The 20,411-nt window shown below is 65.0% G+C and carries 15 protein-coding genes; 10 read left to right on the forward strand and 5 right to left on the reverse strand.

The genetic code is table 11. From position 1 onward, the window contains the following. Window positions 1–8: 8 nt before the first annotated feature. Together VT84_RS28360 and VT84_RS28365 are read left to right on the forward strand one after the other, a co-directional pair. A complete protein-coding gene (locus VT84_RS28360; RefSeq protein WP_204249656.1) occupies window positions 9–1,346 on the forward strand; it encodes a DUF1800 family protein in 1,338 nt (445 codons plus the stop codon). A 23-nt stretch (window positions 1,347–1,369) separates the two neighbouring features. Next, complete coding sequence (locus tag VT84_RS28365; RefSeq protein ID WP_204249657.1) at window positions 1,370–2,545, forward strand: DUF1501 domain-containing protein; 1,176 nt, start codon at window positions 1,370–1,372, stop codon at window positions 2,543–2,545. Between the two features lie 325 nt (window positions 2,546–2,870). Here the strand turns inward: VT84_RS28365 and VT84_RS28370 are convergent, their stop codons facing one another. Further along, on the reverse strand, window positions 2,871–3,572 hold the full coding sequence (locus tag VT84_RS28370) for a phosphopantothenoylcysteine decarboxylase (protein WP_082841865.1): 702 nt from the start codon (window positions 3,570–3,572) through the stop codon (window positions 2,871–2,873). A 331-nt stretch (window positions 3,573–3,903) separates the two neighbouring features. On the opposite strand from VT84_RS28370, the gene VT84_RS28375 reads away from it, so the two are divergent. The 3 genes from VT84_RS28375 (at window position 3,904) to VT84_RS28385 (ending at window position 7,432) form a co-directional block, all read left to right on the forward strand. Further along, window positions 3,904–4,728: an acyl-ACP desaturase gene (locus tag VT84_RS28375; protein WP_052556152.1), complete on the forward strand. Its 825-nt coding sequence runs from the start codon at window positions 3,904–3,906 to the stop codon at window positions 4,726–4,728. After that, window positions 4,725–6,044, forward strand: coding sequence for a beta-ketoacyl-[acyl-carrier-protein] synthase family protein (locus VT84_RS28380; RefSeq protein WP_082841866.1), 1,320 nt, complete (start codon window positions 4,725–4,727; stop codon window positions 6,042–6,044). The genes VT84_RS28375 and VT84_RS28380 overlap by 4 nt, the downstream gene beginning before the upstream one ends. A gap of 95 nt (window positions 6,045–6,139) precedes the next feature. Continuing rightward, window positions 6,140–7,432, forward strand: coding sequence for a beta-ketoacyl-[acyl-carrier-protein] synthase family protein (locus VT84_RS28385; RefSeq protein ID WP_082841867.1), 1,293 nt, complete (start codon window positions 6,140–6,142; stop codon window positions 7,430–7,432). A 35-nt stretch (window positions 7,433–7,467) separates the two neighbouring features. Here VT84_RS28385 and VT84_RS28390 read toward each other — a convergent pair whose 3' ends face one another. After that, window positions 7,468–8,892, reverse strand: coding sequence for a hypothetical protein (locus VT84_RS28390; protein WP_157469901.1), 1,425 nt, complete (start codon window positions 8,890–8,892; stop codon window positions 7,468–7,470). Window positions 8,893–9,205: 313 nt separating this feature from the next. Between VT84_RS28390 and VT84_RS28395 the strand changes: the two genes are divergently transcribed. The 3 genes from VT84_RS28395 (at window position 9,206) to VT84_RS28405 (ending at window position 13,367) form a co-directional block, all read left to right on the forward strand. After that, window positions 9,206–11,428, forward strand: coding sequence for a DUF4139 domain-containing protein (locus VT84_RS28395; protein ID WP_052556158.1), 2,223 nt, complete (start codon window positions 9,206–9,208; stop codon window positions 11,426–11,428). 197 nt (window positions 11,429–11,625) lie between these two features. Further along, on the forward strand, window positions 11,626–12,369 hold the full coding sequence (locus tag VT84_RS28400; RefSeq protein WP_082841868.1) for a GNAT family N-acetyltransferase: 744 nt from the start codon (window positions 11,626–11,628) through the stop codon (window positions 12,367–12,369). Between the two features lie 20 nt (window positions 12,370–12,389). Beyond that, window positions 12,390–13,367 (forward strand): tRNA dihydrouridine synthase, encoded by a 978-nt coding sequence (locus tag VT84_RS28405; protein WP_239465488.1) that lies wholly within the window; start codon window positions 12,390–12,392, stop codon window positions 13,365–13,367. 1 nt (window position 13,368) lies between these two features. On the opposite strand, the gene VT84_RS28410 is transcribed toward VT84_RS28405, so the two are convergent. Next, the gene (locus VT84_RS28410; protein ID WP_082841869.1) at window positions 13,369–17,112 is read right to left on the reverse strand and encodes a PAS domain S-box protein; all 3,744 of its coding nucleotides are present in this window, start codon (window positions 17,110–17,112) and stop codon (window positions 13,369–13,371) included. A 380-nt stretch (window positions 17,113–17,492) separates the two neighbouring features. Next, window positions 17,493–18,119 (reverse strand): FMN-binding negative transcriptional regulator, encoded by a 627-nt coding sequence (locus VT84_RS28415; protein WP_082841870.1) that lies wholly within the window; start codon window positions 18,117–18,119, stop codon window positions 17,493–17,495. Window positions 18,120–18,361: 242 nt separating this feature from the next. On the opposite strand from VT84_RS28415, the gene VT84_RS38955 reads away from it, so the two are divergent. Beyond that, window positions 18,362–18,523: a hypothetical protein gene (locus tag VT84_RS38955; protein WP_157469903.1), complete on the forward strand. Its 162-nt coding sequence runs from the start codon at window positions 18,362–18,364 to the stop codon at window positions 18,521–18,523. A 139-nt stretch (window positions 18,524–18,662) separates the two neighbouring features. Then, window positions 18,663–18,866, forward strand: coding sequence for a hypothetical protein (locus tag VT84_RS28425; RefSeq protein ID WP_052556163.1), 204 nt, complete (start codon window positions 18,663–18,665; stop codon window positions 18,864–18,866). Between the two features lie 348 nt (window positions 18,867–19,214). Here VT84_RS28425 and VT84_RS28430 read toward each other — a convergent pair whose 3' ends face one another. Then, on the reverse strand, window positions 19,215–20,348 hold the full coding sequence (locus VT84_RS28430; protein WP_082841872.1) for a prenyltransferase/squalene oxidase repeat-containing protein: 1,134 nt from the start codon (window positions 20,346–20,348) through the stop codon (window positions 19,215–19,217). Window positions 20,349–20,411: the final 63 nt, after the last annotated feature.

Here is a 20,411-nt window from a genome sequence, read left to right on the forward strand (position 1 = left end):
AGCTTGTCATGCCCACTCAGCACTGGGAAGCATATGCGCCGGACGCGAAGGCCCCGTGGGACTTGCGCCGGGTGGTTCACCTGCACCGGCGGGCCGCGTTCGCCGCGCCCTGGGACGACCTCCAGCGCGATCTGAAGGCCGGCCCGGAAGCGGGCGTCAACCGGCTGCTGAAGGGCGCAGCGAACGGCCACACGCCTGATGATTTTGCGTCCACAGCGGAGGTTCTGGCGGACGCCGCGGTCAGCGCCGGCGACATCAACCGACTGAAGGCGGCGTGGTTCTATCGCATGCTGTTCGGTCCGGACCCGGTGGGCGAACAGCTCGCGCTCGTGTGGCACGATCACTTCGCCACCGGGAACACCAAGGTGCGGAACGCTCGCGCGATGCACCGGCAGAACGAGCTGTTCCGCACGCACGGGCGCGCCAAGTTCGCCGACCTGCTGAACGCCGTCGTGCGCGACCCGGCCGTGCTCGAGTACCTCGACGCCCCGACCAACCGGAAGGGGCACCCGAACGAGAACCTCGCACGCGAGTTGATGGAACTCTTCACACTCGGCATCGGCAATTACACCGAAGCCGATGTGAAGGAAGCGGCCCGCTGCCTCACCGGTTGGAGCGTGGACGCGGACGTATTCACGGAACACGCAACGCGCCACGACGATGATTCCAAGACCGTGTTGGGCGCGACCGGCAAATGGACCGGCACGGACCTCCTGAACCAATTGCTCAAGCACCCCGCAACGGCCGATCGCATCGCGTCGAAGCTCGTGAAGGCGTTCTTCGGTGAGGGGGCATGCCCGGTCGACGCGGTGAAGGAGCTCGCGCACGGGCTGCGCGAGCACGACTTAGATGTGAACTGGGCGTGTGGCGCGATCCTGCGCTCGCGGCTCTTCTTCGCCGACGCGAACATTCGCACGCGGATCACCGCACCCGCCGAGTTTGTCGCGGGCACCGCGCGGGCGCTGGGGCTGTTTGATCCGGCCCCGAGCACGCTCGCGATGGCCGACTGGTCCGCCCGAATGGGCCAGGATCTGTTCGACCCGCCGAACGTCGGCGGGTGGCCGGGCGGGCGCGCGTGGGTCACCTCGCGCACGCTGATCGCTCGTGCTAATTACGCAGCGGCACTCGTCGAAGGGCCGAACGCGGGGCGCACAACAGCCTACGATCCTGTCGCGGCGACAAAAGCCGCGGGCCTCGGCGCCACCCGCGCCGACGTGCTGACGTACCACCATCGGTTACTATTCGGCACCGATCTGACCGCCGAAATGTCGACTCGTCTCGCTCAACTCGACGGCCGCAAACTCGTGACCGCACTGCTCTCGACCCCCGAAGCCCAGTTGGGATAGGCCCCATTCGCCAGGAGATTCCCATGCTCACGCGCCGCTCGTTACTGAAGTCCGCGCCGCTGCTGGCGCTCGCACCGACGGTCCCCGCGTTCCTTGCGAAGACGGCTTGCGCCGCGGGGCCGAAGCCGGACACCCGCGCCCTCGTCGTCGTACAACTCGACGGCGGAAACGACGCACTGAACACGGTCGTTCCGTTCGCCGATCCAGAGTACGCCAAGCTCCGCACCAAGTTGAGGCACGATACGAAGCGACTGGTAAAACTGAACGATTCACTTGGGTTGCACCAGGCGCTGAAGCCGCTCGACAAACTCTGGGACGGCGGACACCTCGCGGTCGTACCGGGGATCGGGTACCCGAACCCCAACCGATCGCACTTCCAAAGCATGGCGACCTGGCACACCGCGCGGTTCGAGGAAGAGGAGATTCGCGCGAGCTACGGCTGGCTCGGGCGCGCACTTGATGCGGGCGGCGGGGAGTCGTGTGTCGTGGCCGGTGACGCGCCCCAAGCGGTTCGCGGGCGCCGCGCGGCCGCGGTCGCACTCACGCGCGCGGACGATCTGCTCCTCACCGATCCCGCCACAGCGAAAGCGGCCATTGGGGCGCCGACTCTGGCCGATGATTTACTCGCCTTTGTTCAGCGGCAAGCGGCCAGCGCGAACACGAGCGCAGAAAAGATCGCCGAACTGACCCGCGACAGGTCCGACGCCGCGTACCCCGCCACCGCGCTGGGCCAGAAACTGCAACTCGTCGCGCGGCTCCTCAAGTCCGGTTCGGCGGCCCGCGTCTATTACACGACCCAGAGCGGGTACGACACGCACGCGCAGCAGGAGAACGCGCACTCCATTTTGCTCTCCGAGTTCGCGGGCGCGGTATCCGCGTTCTTCGCGGACCTGACCGCGGCGAAATGCGCCGACCGGGTCGCGCTGCTGGCGTTCAGCGAATTCGGGCGGACGATTAAGGAGAACGGGTCGGTCGGTACGGACCACGGAACCGCGGGGTGCGCGTTCCTGGCCGGTCCCGGATTAAAGGGAGGCGTTCACGGGACCGTGCCGAGCCTGACGGATTTGGTGGCCGGGGAGCCGAAAATGACGACCGACTTTCGCCGCGTGTACGCGGCAGTATTGGAACACTGGCTCGGCTTACCCGCCGAAGGCGCCCTCGGCGCCCGGTTTGATCCGCCCTCACTCTTCCGGGGGTAGCCGACCATTGACGCCAACTGTCAAACAAGGCCCCAGCTTTCGCACTTTTTACCGTCCTCGTTCCGCCTCACGGGTGCTCAAGGGCGGCACGTTTGAATGCACCGCCCTTGAGCACTTAAAAATATGGAAAGCCGGCTCCCATGCACAAGCAGCTCGATTTCGTATTGAAAAGATTCGGTCAGTCACTCGTCCACTGCGGACCTAATCCAGGTGGGCGCATGGTGCCACAAGGTCAGCACCCAGCACGGCGGCAGCTCGAAGCTCGCGTCCGGGCCACAGCCACGCCGAGTCCACCCTGTGTCGGACTGTTGGCCAGGCGCGGTGGTCATTCCTGGTTCGTCGCAAGTGGCAACACTTCTACAGCCGCGAGTAAGTGGGCCGCGAGTTCTGTCCGCGCGATGTGCTGATACCCGCCCAAACCGGCGCCGATGAGCGCCCAGTCGCGCATGCCCTCCAGGGTGTTCGCGACCATCAGGTCGGCGCGCGAATGGACCCGCGAGCGCTCCGCGATCTCCTCCAGTTCCGCGGCCGAAACGCCGACTTCGAGTTTGAACTTCACCAGCTTCCCGGCGAACCCCCACTCCGCGCGCACCTTGTCGATCAACTTCGGCGCGGGCGTGAGTTTCAACCACAGTTCGGGGTGTGAGCTCTTCACCTTCCCGGCGGTCGCGTCCTCGAACTGCCCGTCCCGGTGCGTGAACACCCCCGCGACGTGGTAGTCGCTCACTGCGGCCGCGTGGATGACCGCGTCGTACCCGCCGGTCGTGATTTCGGCCCGCATCAGAGCGTCGAGATCGTCGAACGTGCGGTACGCGCGCACGCGCGCACGCGCCAGTGCGGTGCGCTCGCGCGTGGTCGCGAGCGTATCGAGAACCTCGGGGTGCGACGTGAGCAGGGCCACGGTGTGCCCGCGCTCGAACGCACTTGATGCGACCTGGGCACCGGTGCGCCCGGAGAAGATGTTCGTGATGCACCGCACGCGGTCCACAGGCGTCTGCGTGTTCCCGGCCGTAACGAGGATGTTCATGGCGCACCCGTGAAATCGTCTGCGGCAACGTGGTTGCGGTACCGTGAAGAACTCCTGTCAGGATACGGTTCCGTAGTGCGGAGAGCGGTCCGCTTTCGGTTGAGTCGATCTGTAAAATTTTGCGGTGCGCGAGAATTTTCAAAATCGTAGGTTCATACCACGCACCCACTACGAGCGCAGCGCCCCAAATGCCCGTTGTCCGTACCAGAACGCGGCGATAAGTTTAGTTCACCCACGAGCAAATCTCCCGCCCGCTCCGAGTTCGAGCGGGAACCGGCACAATGGTCGCATTGTGGGGTTCCGGGATCGTCCCGCGCGAGGTCGACGCACTATGGCCGTGACCGTTCCCGATGGCCCCGCACTCAACGCCGGGATCTGGAAACTGTACCGCGAGTTCTTCGAGCTCGCCGAGCGCCGGCGCCGGTGGGTACTCGAAACCGACGTCCCCTGGGACCAGTGCAACCCGAACACGCCGCCGGAAATCGCCGACGTCGTCGAATCATTCTGCGCGGTCGAGTTGTTCCTGCCCGACTTCGTCGGCAAGGCGCTCCCGATGGCCCGCACCGTCCGCGGGCGCGCGTGGTTCCTGGCGAACTGGGGGTACGAGGAGTCGAAGCACTCGCTCGTGCTCCAGGAGTGGCTCCTCCGCTCCGGTGCGCGGACCGAGAATCAGCTCGAAGAGGTCGCGAACTGGGCCGTAGTCGGCGAATGGCAGTTGCCCCAAGACGACGTGCGCGGGATGACCTGCTACACGATGTGCCAGGAGCTCGCCACCTGGCTACACTACCGCAACTTGCGTTTGCTCTTGGGCAACACCGACCCGGCGCTGAACAAGATCCTCTCGCTCATCAGCATCGACGAGCGCGCACACTACGACTTCTATGTCAAGGTGATGAAGTTGCACCTCGCCGACGACCGCGCCGGCACGCTCGAACAACTCAAGCGCGTGCTCAACGGGTTCGCGATGCCGGTCACGCACCTGCTCGCCGATAGCGCGCGCCGGACCGCTGCCGTGAAAAACATGAACATTTTCAACGAAGCGCTGTTCTACTCGGACGTGCTCGTGCCCATCCTGACGACACTCGGGATCGATAAGGCGGAGCTTCGGAACCGGGCGCTCCAGAAGAAGAGCCTGCCCCCGACGACGCCCCGATGACGGCCACTTACCCGCAGGACCGTTCCCACGCGATCGATATGGCCACGCACTCTCGTCGAACCGTCATCACCGGGCTAGGCGTTCTCAGTCCGATCGGCTCCGATCCCGTCGCCTTCTGGGGCGCGCTCCGGGCCGGCGCGTCCGGTATCCGCACCATCCGCGCGGTCGAGCCGTCCGTTCTCTCCTGCCGAATCGCGGGGGAGATCCCGGATTTCTCGCCAAAAACGCTTATCGACAAGAGCTACCGCAAGTCGCTCAACGCGATGTCGCGTCCGGTTCAACTCGGGGTCGTTGCCGCGCAACTGGCGGTTCAGAATGCCGGGCTGGTAAAGGGCACGGTGCCGCCCGAGCGGTTCGGTGTCGTGTTCGCCTCGGTCATGAACGAGACCGAAATCGACGACCTGGCCGGACTCAGTACCGCGTGCTCGATTGGCCCCGGCCGACCGGTCGATATGGCCGCTTGGGGGCGGGTGGGCGTTCCCCAAATGCCCCCCATGTGGATGTTGAAGTACCTGCCGAATATGCCGGCCTGTCACGCGACCATCATGCACGACGCGCAGGGGCCGAGTAACTCGCTCACGCCCAGCGATCTCGCTGGGGTCGCGGCTGTGGGCGAAGCGCTTCACGTGATCCGGCGCGGGACCGCGGACGTCATGCTGGCCGGTGGGTGCGAATCGAAAATCACCCCGGTCACACTCGCTCGATTGGACACGTTCGCTCCGCTGACACGCGAGTACGAGCACCCCGAAAGTGCAGTTCGTCCGTTCGACCGCGATGCCTCCGGTACCTGCCTGGGCGAAGGGGCCGCGGTCTTTACCCTGGAAGAACTCGCGCACGCACAAAAGCGCGGGGTACCGATCCTCGGTGAAGTTGTCGGGTTCGCGTCCGGGGTGGACCGCGGAATGACCGGCGCGGGACTCGCCCGTATCATCCGGGCCGCGCTCACCAACGCGGGAATCCAGCCCGGCGACATCGACCATGTCAACGCGCACGGTGTCGGCGTGCCCGAACTCGATCGCTTTGAAGCGCGCGGAATCGCCGCGGTGTTCGACCGGGACGTACCCGTGTTCGCACCGCTGAGCCGGTTCGGAAACATGGGTGCCGCATCGGGAACGATGGAGCTCGCGTGCAGCGCGCTCGCACTGCAACACGGGGTACTTCCCGGCACGCTCAATCACACCGTCCCGGACGATGACTGCCCGATTACCGTTCACACGGGTGCCCCGCGCCCGGTGACCAAACCCTACGCGATCAAAATCACCGTTACGGACCTCGGGCAGTGCGGGGCGGTCGTTATCAAACGGTGGGAAGCGTAGCGATCCGGGCGAACGGCCGGTGTGAGCCGGCCGGTTGTTGTGTGGGCTTTTACCAGCCGGTTTATACCGGCCGTTCGCCGATAGAGTAAGCGTAAATGCGCAGACGTGTCGTCATCACCGGGATGGGCGTTATCACCCCGCTGGGGCACAGCGTGGGCGAGTTATTCGCTTCGCAGATCGAGGGGCGCACGGCGGTCGGGCCGATTTCGCGGTTCGACGCCTCGACCCTCGCCACGACGTTCGCCTCGGAAGTGAAACACTTCGATCTCGTGAAGTACCTGAAGGACGCCACTCCGTTTACCCACAGCGGGTTGAACACTCGGTTCGCGCTCGGCGCCGCGCAGCAGGCACTTGCGGACGCCGAACTATTGGATGAGTCCCACGGTGACCGGGGGCGGATCGGCATCTACCTTGGGACCGGCGAGGGGCAAGAGAACTTCGCCGGGCTCATTAACAGCACCGCGGCGGCGGTTACGAGCGGCAGCGACCGCGCCGACCCCGTGCGGTTCATCACGGCTCTGCGACCAGTCCTCGACGCACGGAACGAGTCCGAGGTCGAAACGCACACCACGATCGGCCACCTGGCGAACCTGTTCGCGCTGGACGGCCCGAACGTGTCCTGCCTCACCGCGTGCGCGGCCGGGTCGCAAGCGATCGGCGAGGCCGCGGAGCTGATCCGTGCCGGCGACGCGGACGCGATGGTCGCGGGCGGATCGCAGAGCATGTTGCACCCGCTCGGGGTCGCCGGGTTCACTCGACTCAGCGCCCTGTCGCAACGGAACGACAGCCCCCAAACGGCGAGCCGGCCGTTCGACCTCACGCGCGACGGGTTCGTGATCGGTGAAGGCGCGGGAGTCGTGGTTCTGGAGGAACTGGAACACGCGAAGGCACGCGGTGCGACGATCTACGCCGAACTCACCGGCTACGGCTCCACGGCCGATGCGTACCGGATGACCGACCCCCACCCCGCGGGTAGGGGCGCGATCCGGTGCATGGCGAATGCCCTCGCAGACGCCGGGCTGCGCCCCATCGACATCGGCTACATCAACGCCCACGGCACCAGCACCACCGCGAACGACGCGATGGAAACGGTGGCGATCAAATCTGTGTTCGGCGACTACGCCCACAAGATCCCCGTTTCGAGCAGTAAGAGCATGCTCGGGCACTTGATCGCTGCTGCCGGGGCCGTCGAACTGGTGATTTCTGTGATGGCGATCCGCTCGGGCGTGCTCCCGCCAACCATCAACTACGAGACGAAAGACCCAGTCTGTGATCTGGACTACATCCCCAACGCGGCCCGCGAGGTCCGGGTCGATCACATCCTCTCGAACAGTTTCGGATTCGGCGGCCAGAACGTGTCACTCACGGTGAGCCGGTACCGCGCGTAGAGGTGCCAGTTCCTCTTCACGCGCTGAGTAATCGGTCACCCGGTCGGGTTCGGTGCGCGACCGAGCCAACGTTCGAGCCAGCGCAACCGCACCCCGCCTTTCACGAGACTAATCATCACCGCGATCGGCAGTAGCGCCACTCCCAGAACGAGGAAATCGAGGCCGGGGGCGTCCTCGCGCAGCGCGCGGTACGAGCGCCACGCGACAGTTCCCGCCCACCCGATCGCCACCGCAGCACCAATCGCGCGGCGCCACCAGTCGCGGCGCCACAACGAGATCCAAACCGCGAGCACGACCGCCGCAGCCAGAAACGCCGGTTGCGGCGCAATCACGTCGTCGAACGTGAGGGTGTTCGGCTTCACGAGCGCCAGCACCGCGAACACAACGCTCAGTGCATCCGGGGCAAGTGCAACACCGCGAGCCCACGCATAAAGATAAAACGCTCCCGCTGCGAGGAGCGTCACGAACAGCGGGGTACCGCCGAGCCGCGTCGCGAAGTGGTCGAGGAACTCCCGGTAGATCGCGTCACTTCGGTGCCCCACCGCGGCCAGCGCCACCAACCCCACCGGTACCGCTAGCGCCACCCACTGCGTCGCGCGGCTCTTTTCCACGAGTCCGAGTTCTAGCAACAGAATCGCGATCACGAACCCGAACGGCACCAAAAAGTACGGCCCGAAAATGAGTTGGTCGCTGGCGTTGGGCAGCAGGTGGAACGACCAGCACAGCAGGAACGCGCGCCCGCACACGGCGACCGCGAGGAACACGAACACCGACCACGGGTAGAACGGCCACGGCCACGGGCTGCCGTTGTCGCGCACGTACCCGCGCCCGCGCCGGATCGCAACAACGAGCGTCAGGAACACCAGCCCCGCGGCCGGTGCGAACCCCCATAGCCCCCACATCAGCGCCTCACTGTGCGGGTCGGACAGTACGGCCACGAGCGCGAGCGGGTACAGGAAGAACAGCGCCAGCGCGAGGTGATACGGCACGCGGAAACCGAGGGGCAACCGCAGCCGGATACTTCGCAGAACGAACTCGGTTACCGCGACCGCGAACGCCAGCCCGCCGACGAAGTACCCGCGCCCGTGGCCGGGGTTCAGCACGAGCAATTCGTCGAACGTGACCGACGTCGAGAGGAACATCAGTACCACGAGCAGCAGCACGGTGCGGACGTCGTTCCACACGCGACCGAACCGCACCAACACCAGCGCGGCCGACGCGAGCAGGAGCGTGTAACCCGCCAGTCCGCCCATTAGCGCCCAAGAATCGGTGTCGCGCTCCCGGGCGCTAAACGACATGCGCAGCCCGAACAGGAACAGCCCGGCGCTGATGACGTAGAACGGGTTGCTCGTGGACACCCACCGGAGAAACGGGTGTGGCTCGCTTGCAGGTGGGGGCGAACTACTTGTGGGCGGGGGAGAATTGGGAACATCGGGAACGGGAATATCAGCCGACGACATGGGTACGACCCTCAAAAACTACGGGCCAGAATAACGATTCGGGGAGATGAAAGATGTGAGAACAGCGTCCCCGCTCGTGCCCGTTACCCGAAATGACGTTCCCCGTAGTGCGCCAGTTCAGGTACACTCACCGCGCTCCAATAAACACGTTCGCCCCAACAGAGTGAACTTCTCATTTGTGGTAACGAAGTGTAACAATTCGCACCGCACCGCAAACTCTCCGAGGGGCCAGAACGTCGGAATACGTTAGCATCGGGTGATTTGCGTTGCGACCTTTCCCGCCCCGCCAGGGGCTTCTTCACGAGGGTTGGGCATGTTTAGCGCGAAGTGGCTGCTGTTGGGCATCCCGGTCGCGGGCGCGGTCGGGTTGGGTGTGGGCGTCGATCAGTGGCTCAGCGCGGCCGGCGAAGCGAAACAAGACCTCAAACCCGCGACCACGCTCCCGATCTCCCGCGTGGTCCTGTTCAACAGTGGCGTGGGGTACTTCTCCCGAAGCGGTGAGGTGGAGGGTGACGCGCGCGTCGATCTCACGTTCCCCGAAAGTGACGTGAACGACCTGCTCAAAAGCATGGTCCTCGAAGATTTCGGGAACGGGCGCATTTCTGCCGTGTCCTACGACTCCCGCGAGCCTATCGCGCGCACGCTCAGCTCGTTCGCGATCAACCTCAACAACAACCCAACATTCGCGGGCATCATCGGCCAGTTGCGCGGGGAACGCATTGAGGTCGCGGTCAGTGCCACGGCCGCGAACCAGCCGGGTAAGCTCACCGGGACCATCGTCGGGGTCGAGAAGCAGAAAGTCCCCGCGGGTACCCAAACCACGGACGCGGAAGTGCTGAACATGTGGTGCGCCGAGGGCATGCGCGCCATCAAGATGAGCGACATCCAGTCCCTCCGGTTCTCGAACCCTGTAATCGAAAGCGAGTTCCGGCGCGCGTTAGAAGTGCTGGCCCTGTCGCATGACAGCCAGAAGAAGGCGGTTCAGTTGCACTTCGCGGGCGAGGGGAAGCGCAGAGTTCAGGTCGGGTATGTGATTGATGCACCGATCTGGAAAACCAGTTACCGGTTGCTCATGAAGGAGCAAGAGAAGCCGTATCTGCAGGGCTGGGCGATGGTCGAGAACCCGACCGACGAGGACTGGTCCACGGTCAAGATGGCACTCGTGAGTGGGCGTCCGATCTCGTTCAAGATGGACCTGTACAACCCGCTCTACATCAACCGCCCCACCGTCGAACCCGAACTCTTCGCCTCGCTCCGCCCCGTCACGTATTCCGGTGGGTTCAAGAACGATGGTCGGGTCGACAATGGTCCGCGGCATTTGGAAAAACTCTCTCTCGCCCCGCCGATGGCCCCGGCTCCCGGCGGTCCTGGTTTCGGCGGTCCCGGTGGTATGCCCGGAGGCGGTCCCGGAAGTGGGGCCGGCGGCTTCGGCGGAGGTGGTGCTCAATTTGGTCTCGCCGACACGCGAGACAAGTTCAAGGAAGCCGAAAACAAGCGGTACGCGCAAGACTTCGGCCGCGAACTCGCGGGCAAGATGAGCACGGGGAGTGTCGGGAATGCCGCAACCGCGGGCGCGCTGGGCGACTTCTTCCAGTATACGATCGACCACCCGGTCACGCTGGTCCGGCAGAAGAGCGCGCTGCTCCCGATCGTGGGTAAGGACATCGAAGGGACGCGCGTCTCGATCTACAACGCGGGCGTGCAAGCGAAGCACCCGCTGCTCGGGCTGCGCCTCAAGAACACCAGTGGCGCGCACCTGAATCAAGGGCCGATCACCGTGTTCGAGGGGAGCACCTACGCCGGGGACACGCGCGTTCTGGACGTCCAGCCCAACGAGGAGCGACTCCTGAGCTACGCGATCGACCTGGGTACCGAGGTCGATCCGAAGGCCGGCGCGGGCAAGCAGAAGATCACCAGCGTCAAGGCCGTCAAAGGCATTGTGACCACCACCACGAAGATCACGGAAGAGACGACGTACAAGGCCGTGAACCGGTCGCAGACGGACCGCACTCTGTTGATCGAACACCCGAACCGCAAGAACCAGCAGTTCAAGCTCGTGGACACGGACAAGCCCGCCGAGGATACCCCCGAGGTGCTCCGGTTCCAAACTCAGGTGAAGGCAGGTGAAACCAAGTCCTTCACGGTCAAGGAAGAGAAGGACGTCGCGCAGTCTATGGCCTTGACTAACGGGTCCGAGAACCAGATCCGGTACTTCGTCTCGCTGAGCGAGGCCAGCGCGGGTCTCAAGGCGAAGCTCCAGGAGGCGCTGAAGATCAAGAGCGACTGGGACGTGACGCTCCGCGAACTGCGCCAGGTTCAGTCCGAACTCCAGCGCCTCAGTGTCGATCAGGAACGGATCCGGAAGAACCTGCGCGAGACCCCGAAGGAAGCGGACGTGTACGCGACGTACCTGAAGAAGCTCTCGGACCAGGAAAAAGAGATCGACGCGCTGACCGCGAAGGAGAAGGAGCACACCGCGACCGAGTTCAAGGCGCGCAAGAAGTACGAAGATTACCTCGCCAACATCTCCGACTGAGAATTGAGGCGCCGAGACGAGTTTCGTAGGTCGGGCTGTGCCCGACGCATAGTGCGAATGAGTGTTCGCGTCGGGCACAGCCCGACTACATTACGAACCGGCCCGCGAGCTGTTGCTCGCGGGCCGGTTCGTTTCATAATCGCGGCCTACACTATGACTGAGCGAAGGCGCCAACAATTCGTCACCGAAAGCCTCGGATGAACCTCTATCGCGACGCGCACTACACCTTTCGTTTCACGGAAGATCGGCTCATTCCGCGGTTCCACTTGGAGGGTGTCGAATCGGGGCACGCCGTGACCGTCTTCGCGCTCACGGACGACGGATCGCGCTCGCACCTTCTGGCGAAAGCGCGCGTGGGGGAGGGCGGTTGGGTGGAACTGGCGGAACCGCTCGTTGTGCGTGCGGGAAGTGGGTTCGTTGCGGTACCGGCGCCGGTATACACGATCCGCGACGAAGCTCCCAACGACGCCGACGGCGTCCGGCTCGTGAACCGGCTCGCGTTCAACGGGGACGCGGAGGCCGAGCTGGTCGAGGCGCTTCGCGCGGGCGGATACGTTCGCGCGTCGCTCGTTGCGGAATGCGAGGGACGAATCGTCGGTCACGTTCTGTTCAGCGATCTGCCGATCGTCACCGAACGCGGAATTGTTTCTGCTCTGGCGTTTGCACCAATGGCCGTGTTGCCGGAGTTTCAGAATCTCGGCGTTGGTTCGCGACTGGTGCCCGCGGGACTCGATGCGTGCCGCGACCGGGGGCACCGGATCGTCGTCGTACTCGGGCACCCGGCGTTCTACCCGCGGTTCGGGTTCTCGCCTGCGCTGGCCGCGAAGCTCAGTTCCCCGTTCTCGGGCGAAGCGTTCATGGCGGCCGAGTTGGTGCCCGGCGCGCTCACCGGGGTTGCGGGCCGCGTCGAGTACACGCCGCCGTTCGGAGCCTGGGTGTGAGTCTGTGATACACTACCTTCATGCTCAACGCTGATAAACCCGCACTGGTTCTCGCGCCGATGGAGGGCGTGACCGATGCGCCCATGCGGGCGGTCCAGGGGGACGCGGGCGCGTTCACTTATGCCGTTACCGAGTTCCTCCGCGTCAGTCACGCGGTCCCACCCCGGCACGTCTTCCGCGACCACGTTCCCGAACTGGACACCGACGCGAAAACGCTGACCGGGCTCCCCGTTCAAGTTCAACTGTTGGGCGGCGACGCGAACCTGATGGCGGAATCGGCCGTCCGCGCGCACGAACTCGGCGCAACGGCTGTCGACATCAACTTCGGGTGCCCCGCGCCCACCGTGAACCGGCATGACGGCGGAGCTGCTCTCCTGCGCCACCCGAAGCGCATCCGCGAGATCGTTACCGCGATCCGCGCCGCGCTCCCGCGCACGGTGCCGGTGTCGGCGAAGCTGCGGCTCGGCTGGGACGGGATCGACGCGATTCACGAGAACGCGACGATGGCGGCCGAGGGCGGGGCGTCGTGGATCACGATCCACGGGCGCACGCGCGTCGCGGGGTACGCCCCGCCGATCCACTGGGAGCCGATCGGGAAGGTGCGCGAGCGGCTCGGGCTGCCGGTCGTGGCCAACGGGGACATCTGGACGATTGACGACTTCCGCCGGTGCCGCGACGCGACCGGGTGCCGGCACTTCATGCTCGGGCGCGGGGCGCTCGCGGACCCGCGGCTCGCGCACCGCGTCGCGGCCGAACTCGGACTGCGCCAACTCTCGGAAAACGCTCCCCCGGATGTGCCGTTCGACTGGCTTGCTCAGTTACGGGCGCTCGTGGAGTGGTCGCGCCGGTTCGACATGATGCGGTCTAATAAGAACGTGAGCCGGCTCAAGCAGTGGCTCCGGCTGGCCGCCCAGTTCGGGAGCTTCACGCGCTTCGATGCGGTGAAGCGCGCGGATAACGTCGAAGATCTGTTTGCGGCCCTCGAAGTCCCCAACTGACTTACTCGGTCCCGTCGAGTACGGCCCGTACCTTCCGCGCGAGCGAGGTGGGCGTGAACGGTTTCTGGAGGAACGCATCGGTCGCTTCCACGATCCCGTGCCGCACGATCGCGTCGTCCGTGTATCCACTCACGAACAAAACTTTGACCCCCGGTCTCTGCGCACGCAGCGCCTCGGCGACCTCGCGCCCGCCCATGACCGGCATCACGACATCGGACACCAGCATGTGAATTGGGGTCGGGTGCTCTGCCCCCATGCGCACTGCCTCCACGCCCCCGTTCGCTTCCAGAACCGTGTACCCGTGCATCTCCAGCGCGAGCCGGGCCAGGCGCCGGACCGTGTCTTCGTCCTCGACGAGCAGGATCGTCTCCGCACCCCGCGGAACGGTCCGGATCTCGCCGGACCGCGGTCCCGGGCGCGTTTCGTCAGTCACCGGCAGCAAAATTTTGAACGTCGTACCCACACCGACCTCGCTATAAACGGCGATGTGTCCGCGGTGCGTTTTGACGGCCCCGTACACCATCGCCAACCCCAACCCTGTTCCCTTGCCGACCTCTTTGGTCGTGAAGAACGGCTCGAAGATCCGCGCCTTCACCTCGTCCGTCATCCCGGTTCCAGTGTCCGAAACGGCCATGAGGACGTACCGCCCGCACGGGAGCTCCGGGTACGTGACCGCGTCCTCTTCCCGGAGCGTCACGTTACGGGTTTCGATGGTCAGTTGGCCCCCACGGGGCATCGCGTCGCGCGCGTTGACCGCGAGGTTAATGACGATCTGCTCCGCGTGCGTCGGGTCCACTTTGACCGGGCGCAGGTTCGGGTCCAGCGCCGTCGCCAGGCGCACGTCCTCGCCCAGAATCCGGTGCAGGAGCAGTTCCGATTGCGTCACCACTTCGTTCAGATCGAGGACGCGCGGCTCCACGATGGCCTTGCGGCTGAACGCGAGGAGCTTGGCCGTTAGCGCGGTCGCCCGCTCGCCCGCGGTCGCAATCTCCTTCACGAGCCGGCGCCCCGGGTCGCGCGGGGGGAGTTGCTCCATCAGGAGCTGTCCCGACACGTTAATAACAGTGAGCAGGTTGTTGAAGTCGTGCGCCACACCGCCCGCCAGACGGCCAATGGCGTCCATCTTCTGGGCCTGCCGGAACTGGTCTTCCAGGCGCCGGCGCTCGGTCAGGTCGCGGACCACTTTCGTGAACCCGCGGAGTTCCCCGGACCCGTCGTGCAGCACCGTGATGACGACCCCGCCCCAGAATCGCGTCCCGTCCTTGCGCAACTGCCACGCCTCGTCCTCGAAGCGCCCGCGCAGAACGGCCAACCGCAGTTCCTCCTCGGCCCGACCCGCGTCGAGGTCTTCGGGGCGGTAGAAGGCGGAGTAGTGGCACCCGACGATGCCCGCGGCCGCGTACCCGAAGAGGCGCTCGGCTCCGGCGTTCCAGGTGAGCACGTGGCCGGCCGGGTCGAGCATGAACACCGCGTAGTCCCGAACTCCGTCCACCACGAGCCGGAACCGCTCCTCGCTGACGCGCAGGGACTCCTCCGCCGCGCGCCGGTCCGAGATGTCGATTATTACGGCCGAGGCCCGGACCGGGCGCCCGGTCGCGTCGCGCGCGGCGACCACGCAGATCCGCGCCCAAAGGGTGCTCCCGTCCTTTCGCCGGTAGCGCCGGTCCGCCTCGTATGAAGCGCCCTCGGCCCGCCCGATGTGCTCGTATTGGCGCAGCACGTCCTTCAGGTCTTCGGGGTACACAAAGTCCGACACGGCCCGCGCGCGCAGTTCCTCCTCGGTGTACCCAATCATCCGGCAGAACGCCTGATTCGCGTTCAGAATACGTGCATCCGGCGAGAGTTCGACCATGCCGGCGGTGGTCGCGTCGAAGAACGCCCGGAACCGCCACTCGCTTTCGCGCAGTTCCTCTTCCGCCAGCTTTCGATCGGTGACGTCCTGTACCTGACCGACGTAGAGCGCCGGGTGCCCGCGCTCGTCACGGACGAGCGACACGCTCGTCACCCCCCACAGGATGTGCCCGTCTTTGTGGACGTAGCGCTTGTGCTGAACGAAGTGCGACGCGCCGGCCAGGAGCAGTTCCCGGCGGGCGTAGCTCTCGGGCAGGTCGTCGGGGTAGGTCACGTCCGCCGTCGACATGTTCAGCATTTCGGCCTGCGTGTAGCCGAACAGCCGGGCGAACGCGGCATTGGCCCGGAGGAACCGGTGGTCCAGTGCCGTGATGACCATCGGCACGTTCGAGTCCTCGAACGCCCCGCGTAGCATGGCCTCGCTCGCACGCAGAGCGTTCTCGGTCTCCTTGAGCGACTGAATGTTCCGGCTGGCGCCGACCAATCCCACAATTTCCCCGTTCGTGCCGCGCAGGGGCGTTTTCAGAACGAGGTGCCAGCGCTCGCGCCCTTCGGGGTCGCGCACCAACTCTTCTTTGTTGAAGACCGTTTCGCCGTCGCGGAGAACGCGCAGATCGTCTTCGTGGTACTCCTGCGCGAGATCGGGTGGGTGGAAGTCGAATCCGGTTTTTCCCGTGATTGCCGCTTCGTCCGCTGCCCGGACCAGTCCGACGTGGGCCTGATTGCTGACGACGAACCGCGCGTCCGCGTCCTTTGTCCAGATGGCGATCGGGAGGGCATCAATGAGCGTGCGCAGGAGCGTCCGCTCGCGCCGCAAGGCGTCTTCGGCCACGCACCGCTCGGTCACGTCGCGGAAAATCAGGACCGCGCCGAGGATCGCACCGTCGTCGGCCCGGATCGGTGCGGCCGAATCGTCGATCGGGCGCTCGGTGCCGTCCCGGGCGATCAGAACGGTGCCGCGTGCTAGTTCGGCGTTCTCGCCGTCGGCCAGAACTCGCGCTACGGGGTTCTCGACCGGTTCCCGAGTGTGTTGGTTGACGACCCGGAACAAATCTCCGATCGGTGCGCCGGTGGCGTCCGCGGTCGCCCACCCGGTGAGGCGCTCGGCCACCGGGTTGAGCACCGTCACTAATCCCTGCGTATCGGTGGCGATCACCGCGTCGCCAATGCTCTCCAGCGTCACCCGCAGCTTCTCGCGCTTCCGCCACAGTTCTTGTTCGGACCTGAGGCGCGAGTTCACTTCGGCTTGGAGGTGGTCGTTGGCTTCCGTCAACTGAGCCGTGCGCTCGCGCACGCGCTCTTCGAGTTCCGCCTTGAGGCGGGTGAGCTCCTCGTTCGCCTCGCGGAGCTGCCGGTTCGCTTCCTGGATCTGCTGCGCCCGTAGGAAGACCTCGGCTTCGAGCCTCTGCCCGCGCGCGATCAGGTCGTCCGCGCGCTTCTCGTGGTCGATCCCGCGCAGGCGGAGGTGAACGAACTCGGTGACGTCCTCGACGCGGTGGACGATGTACGCGACGCGCCCGTCCGGTCCGAGCACCGGCGAGTTCACGGGGCTCCAGTACCGCTCCTCGAACCCCCCGCCCTCGTCGCTCGGGCGCCGGACGTCGTACTTTTGCACGGCCATCGCGTCCGGCTTGCGGAGGTCCAGCGCGCGCTCCAGGGACGCGCGCAGGTTGCGCACGCCCGTGGCCCCGGGGTCGTTCGGGTTGTCCGGGAACACGTTGAAGATCCCGCGCCCGAGGATCGCCGCGCGCTCCGTCATGGTCGCGCGGAGGTACGCCTCACTGACCGCTGCAATCGTAAAATCGGGGGAATTAGAGAGCAGAACGAGGTACAGCCCGGGGGCCGACTCGAAGAGGAGCCGAAAGTCCGGGGGGGTAGGGGCGGAGGGGGGCATTGGGGGCGCTCGTCGGACGAGGGTCGATCAGATGATTCACGGGCCTCGCGAAGTTCGGGATAAACGGGGCCGCGCGATGGAACCTCGAGTAGACATACCAAACATTTTTGGAATATGTCACTAATGGCAATTGTCCGAGCGATTAACTATGCAGAATATCGAACGGCAACTGCGCGGAGCAAGGCAAAATTGCGCCGATTCGTCACGGCATAAGGGGCGGTGTTTAGAAATTTGAGGTGAGAACTGGGAATTCAGCCAGCTGTGGAACGCGCCCACTGGTCTACGGACCGGACGCGAATCAAGGGGGCACAAATATCCTGATTTTGCAGCCAAACAAGTGAAATATCCGCGCCGCAACAACGGTAGTGTTCGATCGCCCTTTATCCCCCGGCCTCGAGTGTGGCTCGCATCAGTGCCGCGATGTCTGTGGCGTTCTCGTCATCCTGTGACTGTAATGCGCGGATCACTTTCTCCCGGCGCTCGGTGGGGTGGTTCTGGTTGAGTTTCTGCTTCCCTTCAATTTTCGTGATCTCGATCCGGAACCCGACGATTTGCAGCAGGAGCCGGTCCACGAACGTGCCGGACTCGTCCATCACCCACGGGTTCGGCAGCGCGGACTCGTAGTAGGTGACGGTGCGCCGAACGATATCGAGTAGCGCGTCGCGTTCTTCGACAAGTGTCGCGCGCCCGGTCACGTGAACCGCGACATAGTTCCAGGTAGGGACGACGTGCGTGCTCTCGTACCACGTCGGCGAGATGTAGGCGTGCGGCCCGCTGAACACCGCGAGTACAGGCTGCGCGACTAGTTCGCGCCAGTGCGGGTTCGCGCGGGCCATATGACCAACGAGTGTGCCGTGTGTGCCCGCGTCACGGTCGAGAAGGAAGGGCAAGTGCGTCGCGAACGGTACCCCGTCCACGAGCGACACGAGCACGCCGAAACTGTGGCGCTCAATGAGATCGTGGAGCGCGGTGCGGTCGGTCTCGGCGAAGTACGGCGGTGTGTACACGAACGGTCCTCGGGGGAGTTAGCACAGACACATCTCCCGTGCGACAAGTTCGCACGGGAAGCATGGGCAATTTGGCGCTTCGAGGGAGACAGCGGAGTCATTATCGGATTTAACGTCGCGCGCCGGGCACCTCGATGAATCGCAGATTTTCGTACCGCGAGTGGCACGCCCGCTGCGTTACTACTCGCATCGAACACGCGAACGGGTCGCGGTTCGGCAACAAATACAGTGCGAGATTCACGATGACCCCCGTGGATGCCCTCTCCGACCTGACACAATCCACCCAGATTGACGCGACGGCCCCCCGGTTCTTCCTCGACCCCGCAATTGACGCGAACCCGGACGACGGTGACTGGTGGTTGGACATCGGGGGCGTGGATCTGCCCGGCTCCCTTGCCGTGTAACCCTTTCCACGCACACGACCCGAACTGTAGTTTTTACGCGATATTTCCGAGGGACGTTCCGGCGCAAACGATCATCCCTTGAGGCGTTACGAGGTTAACAGCAACGAGCGCCCGGCCCACACTTGAGGAAATCAACGTCATGGAACGCGAACTCGACGTGTTGACGATGCTCCTGCTCGACCCGTGTCTGACGGCCGACGAAGCGGCCCGCGAAGCCGCCGCCCGGCACCACCTCGCGGTGGTCGTGGCCGAAGCCCGCGACGAGCGCCTCTCTCCCCGCGCCCGTCGGAGCCTCCGGGCTGAACGCGCACCGGCCGGTGACGGTCCGGCTGTCGGGTTCTGATTTCGCGCGACCAATGACGTTATCAACGAGGGCGGGCCGTGGAAGATCCACGGCCCGCCCTCGTTGATGTGTTTTGTAGGTTGGGTTTAAAGTTTGGTGCGGGCTACTGGCTTCACACTTCCACACTCCACCGGTCGGCTGACATCCTCGCGGCCAAGGGTCTCACCAAAGATCAAGCGGCGCTTCACACTCCAATGCTCCACCGGCCGGCTGACACCGGCCGTTCGCCTGGAGACTCTGGGCGAACGGCCGGTGTCAGCCGGCCGGTGAGATTCCCTCGCTCGTTTCCAAGTCAACGAACGAGTGAAATTTTCGCCCGCTCCTCGGGTCGGGGCCGGTAACAACGACCTACTTCTTTTTGCAATAGCTGATTGAAAGAACTGCGAACGCGGTGGCGAGTTCGGGCAGGTTTTCCAGGAACGCGCCGTTGGAGTTGGCCCAGCTCCCGTTTTCCTTCTGGCGCTTCTTGAGTTCGTCGAACAGTTCCTGGCGCCAGTCGTGCTTGGTCCCCTTGGCGTCGACGAACTCGTCCTCGCCGAGCGCGTCCATCGCCTTGGCGAACGTGTGGTAGTAGTAGTACAGGCCCGAGTCCTTCTGCCCCGGGTTCTCGGTCACGGTGTAGTGCTGGCGCACCCAGTTCACCGCGGCCTGGACGCGCTTGTCGTCCTTGCCCACGCCCGCGTACAGGAAGCTCTTGAGGCCCGCGTAGGTCATCCCGCCCTCGCTCCGCAGCCCGCCCTCGGCGGTCAGCTTGGGGCTCTTGGGGTTGTCTGCGTCGGACAGGTTGTAGACGAACCCGCCCTTGTCGGCCTCGCCCGCCTTCTTCGCGAACGGCAGGTTGTTGAACTCGTCGCTCGCCAGGTTCTGGCTCCGGCTGATGTAAACGAGCGCCCGCTTGATGGACGGGTCGTCCTTGCTCACGCCGGACGCCAGTAGCGCCTCGACCATGAAGTGCGTGTTCGACATGTCCGGCCGTGCCCGCCCGCCCGGTTTGTCGTACCCGGCCCCGCCGAAGTTCGCGTCCTTCTCGGTCAGCCCCTCGGCGAACTGGAGCGACTTCACGTACTTCCCAGCGCTCTCGATCACCTTGTCGTACTTGCCCCCGGCGTTCGCCTCCTTGAACGTCATGATGGCGAGGGACGTCATGTAGTTGGACAGCCCCTGATCGTACACGCCGCCGTCTTTTTGAATCTTCGATTCGAGGTACTTGAGCCCCTTGGCGATAGTCGGATCTTCGGCCGAGACCCCGTTCTTAACGAGCGCGGAGACGATGAGTGCGGTCAGCCCCGGCTCGCCGGACCGCGGGGTTCCGAAACTCCCGTTCTCCTTCTGAGCCGTCTTGAAGAACTTGAGGGCCTTGTCGACAACGGCCTTCACGTCGTCGGCGCTCGGCGCCGCGAACACGGTCCGCGGGAAGGCGACCAGTGCCGCGGGCGCAACGGCAGCCACTTTGAGCCAGTCGCGACGGTTCAGATGGGACATTCGCAACCTCGAATTTTAGGGAATCGGGGCAAAGGCGAAGTGCAACCGGTGCGCCGACCCGAT

Origin of the sequence: Gemmata sp. SH-PL17 (assembly GCF_001610855.1) — a bacterium.
Classification (GTDB): domain Bacteria; phylum Planctomycetota; class Planctomycetia; order Gemmatales; family Gemmataceae; genus Gemmata; species Gemmata massiliana.

Bases quoted from the DNA above. Each gene is read 5' to 3' on its own strand.
- VT84_RS28360 (WP_204249656.1), top strand. From the start codon at position 9: ATGCCCACTCAGCACTGGGAAGCATATGCGCCGGACGCGAAGGCCCCG.
- VT84_RS28365 (WP_204249657.1), top strand. From the start codon at position 1,370: ATGCTCACGCGCCGCTCGTTACTGAAGTCCGCGCCGCTGCTGGCGCTC.
- VT84_RS28370 (WP_082841865.1), bottom strand. From the start codon at position 3,572: ATGAACATCCTCGTTACGGCCGGGAACACGCAGACGCCTGTGGACCGC.
- VT84_RS28375 (WP_052556152.1), top strand. From the start codon at position 3,904: ATGGCCGTGACCGTTCCCGATGGCCCCGCACTCAACGCCGGGATCTGG.
- VT84_RS28380 (WP_082841866.1), top strand. From the start codon at position 4,725: ATGACGGCCACTTACCCGCAGGACCGTTCCCACGCGATCGATATGGCC.
- VT84_RS28385 (WP_082841867.1), top strand. From the start codon at position 6,140: ATGCGCAGACGTGTCGTCATCACCGGGATGGGCGTTATCACCCCGCTG.
- VT84_RS28390 (WP_157469901.1), bottom strand. From the start codon at position 8,892: ATGTCGTCGGCTGATATTCCCGTTCCCGATGTTCCCAATTCTCCCCCG.
- VT84_RS28395 (WP_052556158.1), top strand. From the start codon at position 9,206: ATGTTTAGCGCGAAGTGGCTGCTGTTGGGCATCCCGGTCGCGGGCGCG.
- VT84_RS28400 (WP_082841868.1), top strand. From the start codon at position 11,626: ATGAACCTCTATCGCGACGCGCACTACACCTTTCGTTTCACGGAAGAT.
- VT84_RS28405 (WP_239465488.1), top strand. From the start codon at position 12,390: ATGCTCAACGCTGATAAACCCGCACTGGTTCTCGCGCCGATGGAGGGC.
- VT84_RS28410 (WP_082841869.1), bottom strand. From the start codon at position 17,112: ATGCCCCCCTCCGCCCCTACCCCCCCGGACTTTCGGCTCCTCTTCGAG.
- VT84_RS38955 (WP_157469903.1), top strand. From the start codon at position 18,362: ATGACCCCCGTGGATGCCCTCTCCGACCTGACACAATCCACCCAGATT.
- VT84_RS28425 (WP_052556163.1), top strand. From the start codon at position 18,663: ATGGAACGCGAACTCGACGTGTTGACGATGCTCCTGCTCGACCCGTGT.
- VT84_RS28430 (WP_082841872.1), bottom strand. From the start codon at position 20,348: ATGTCCCATCTGAACCGTCGCGACTGGCTCAAAGTGGCTGCCGTTGCG.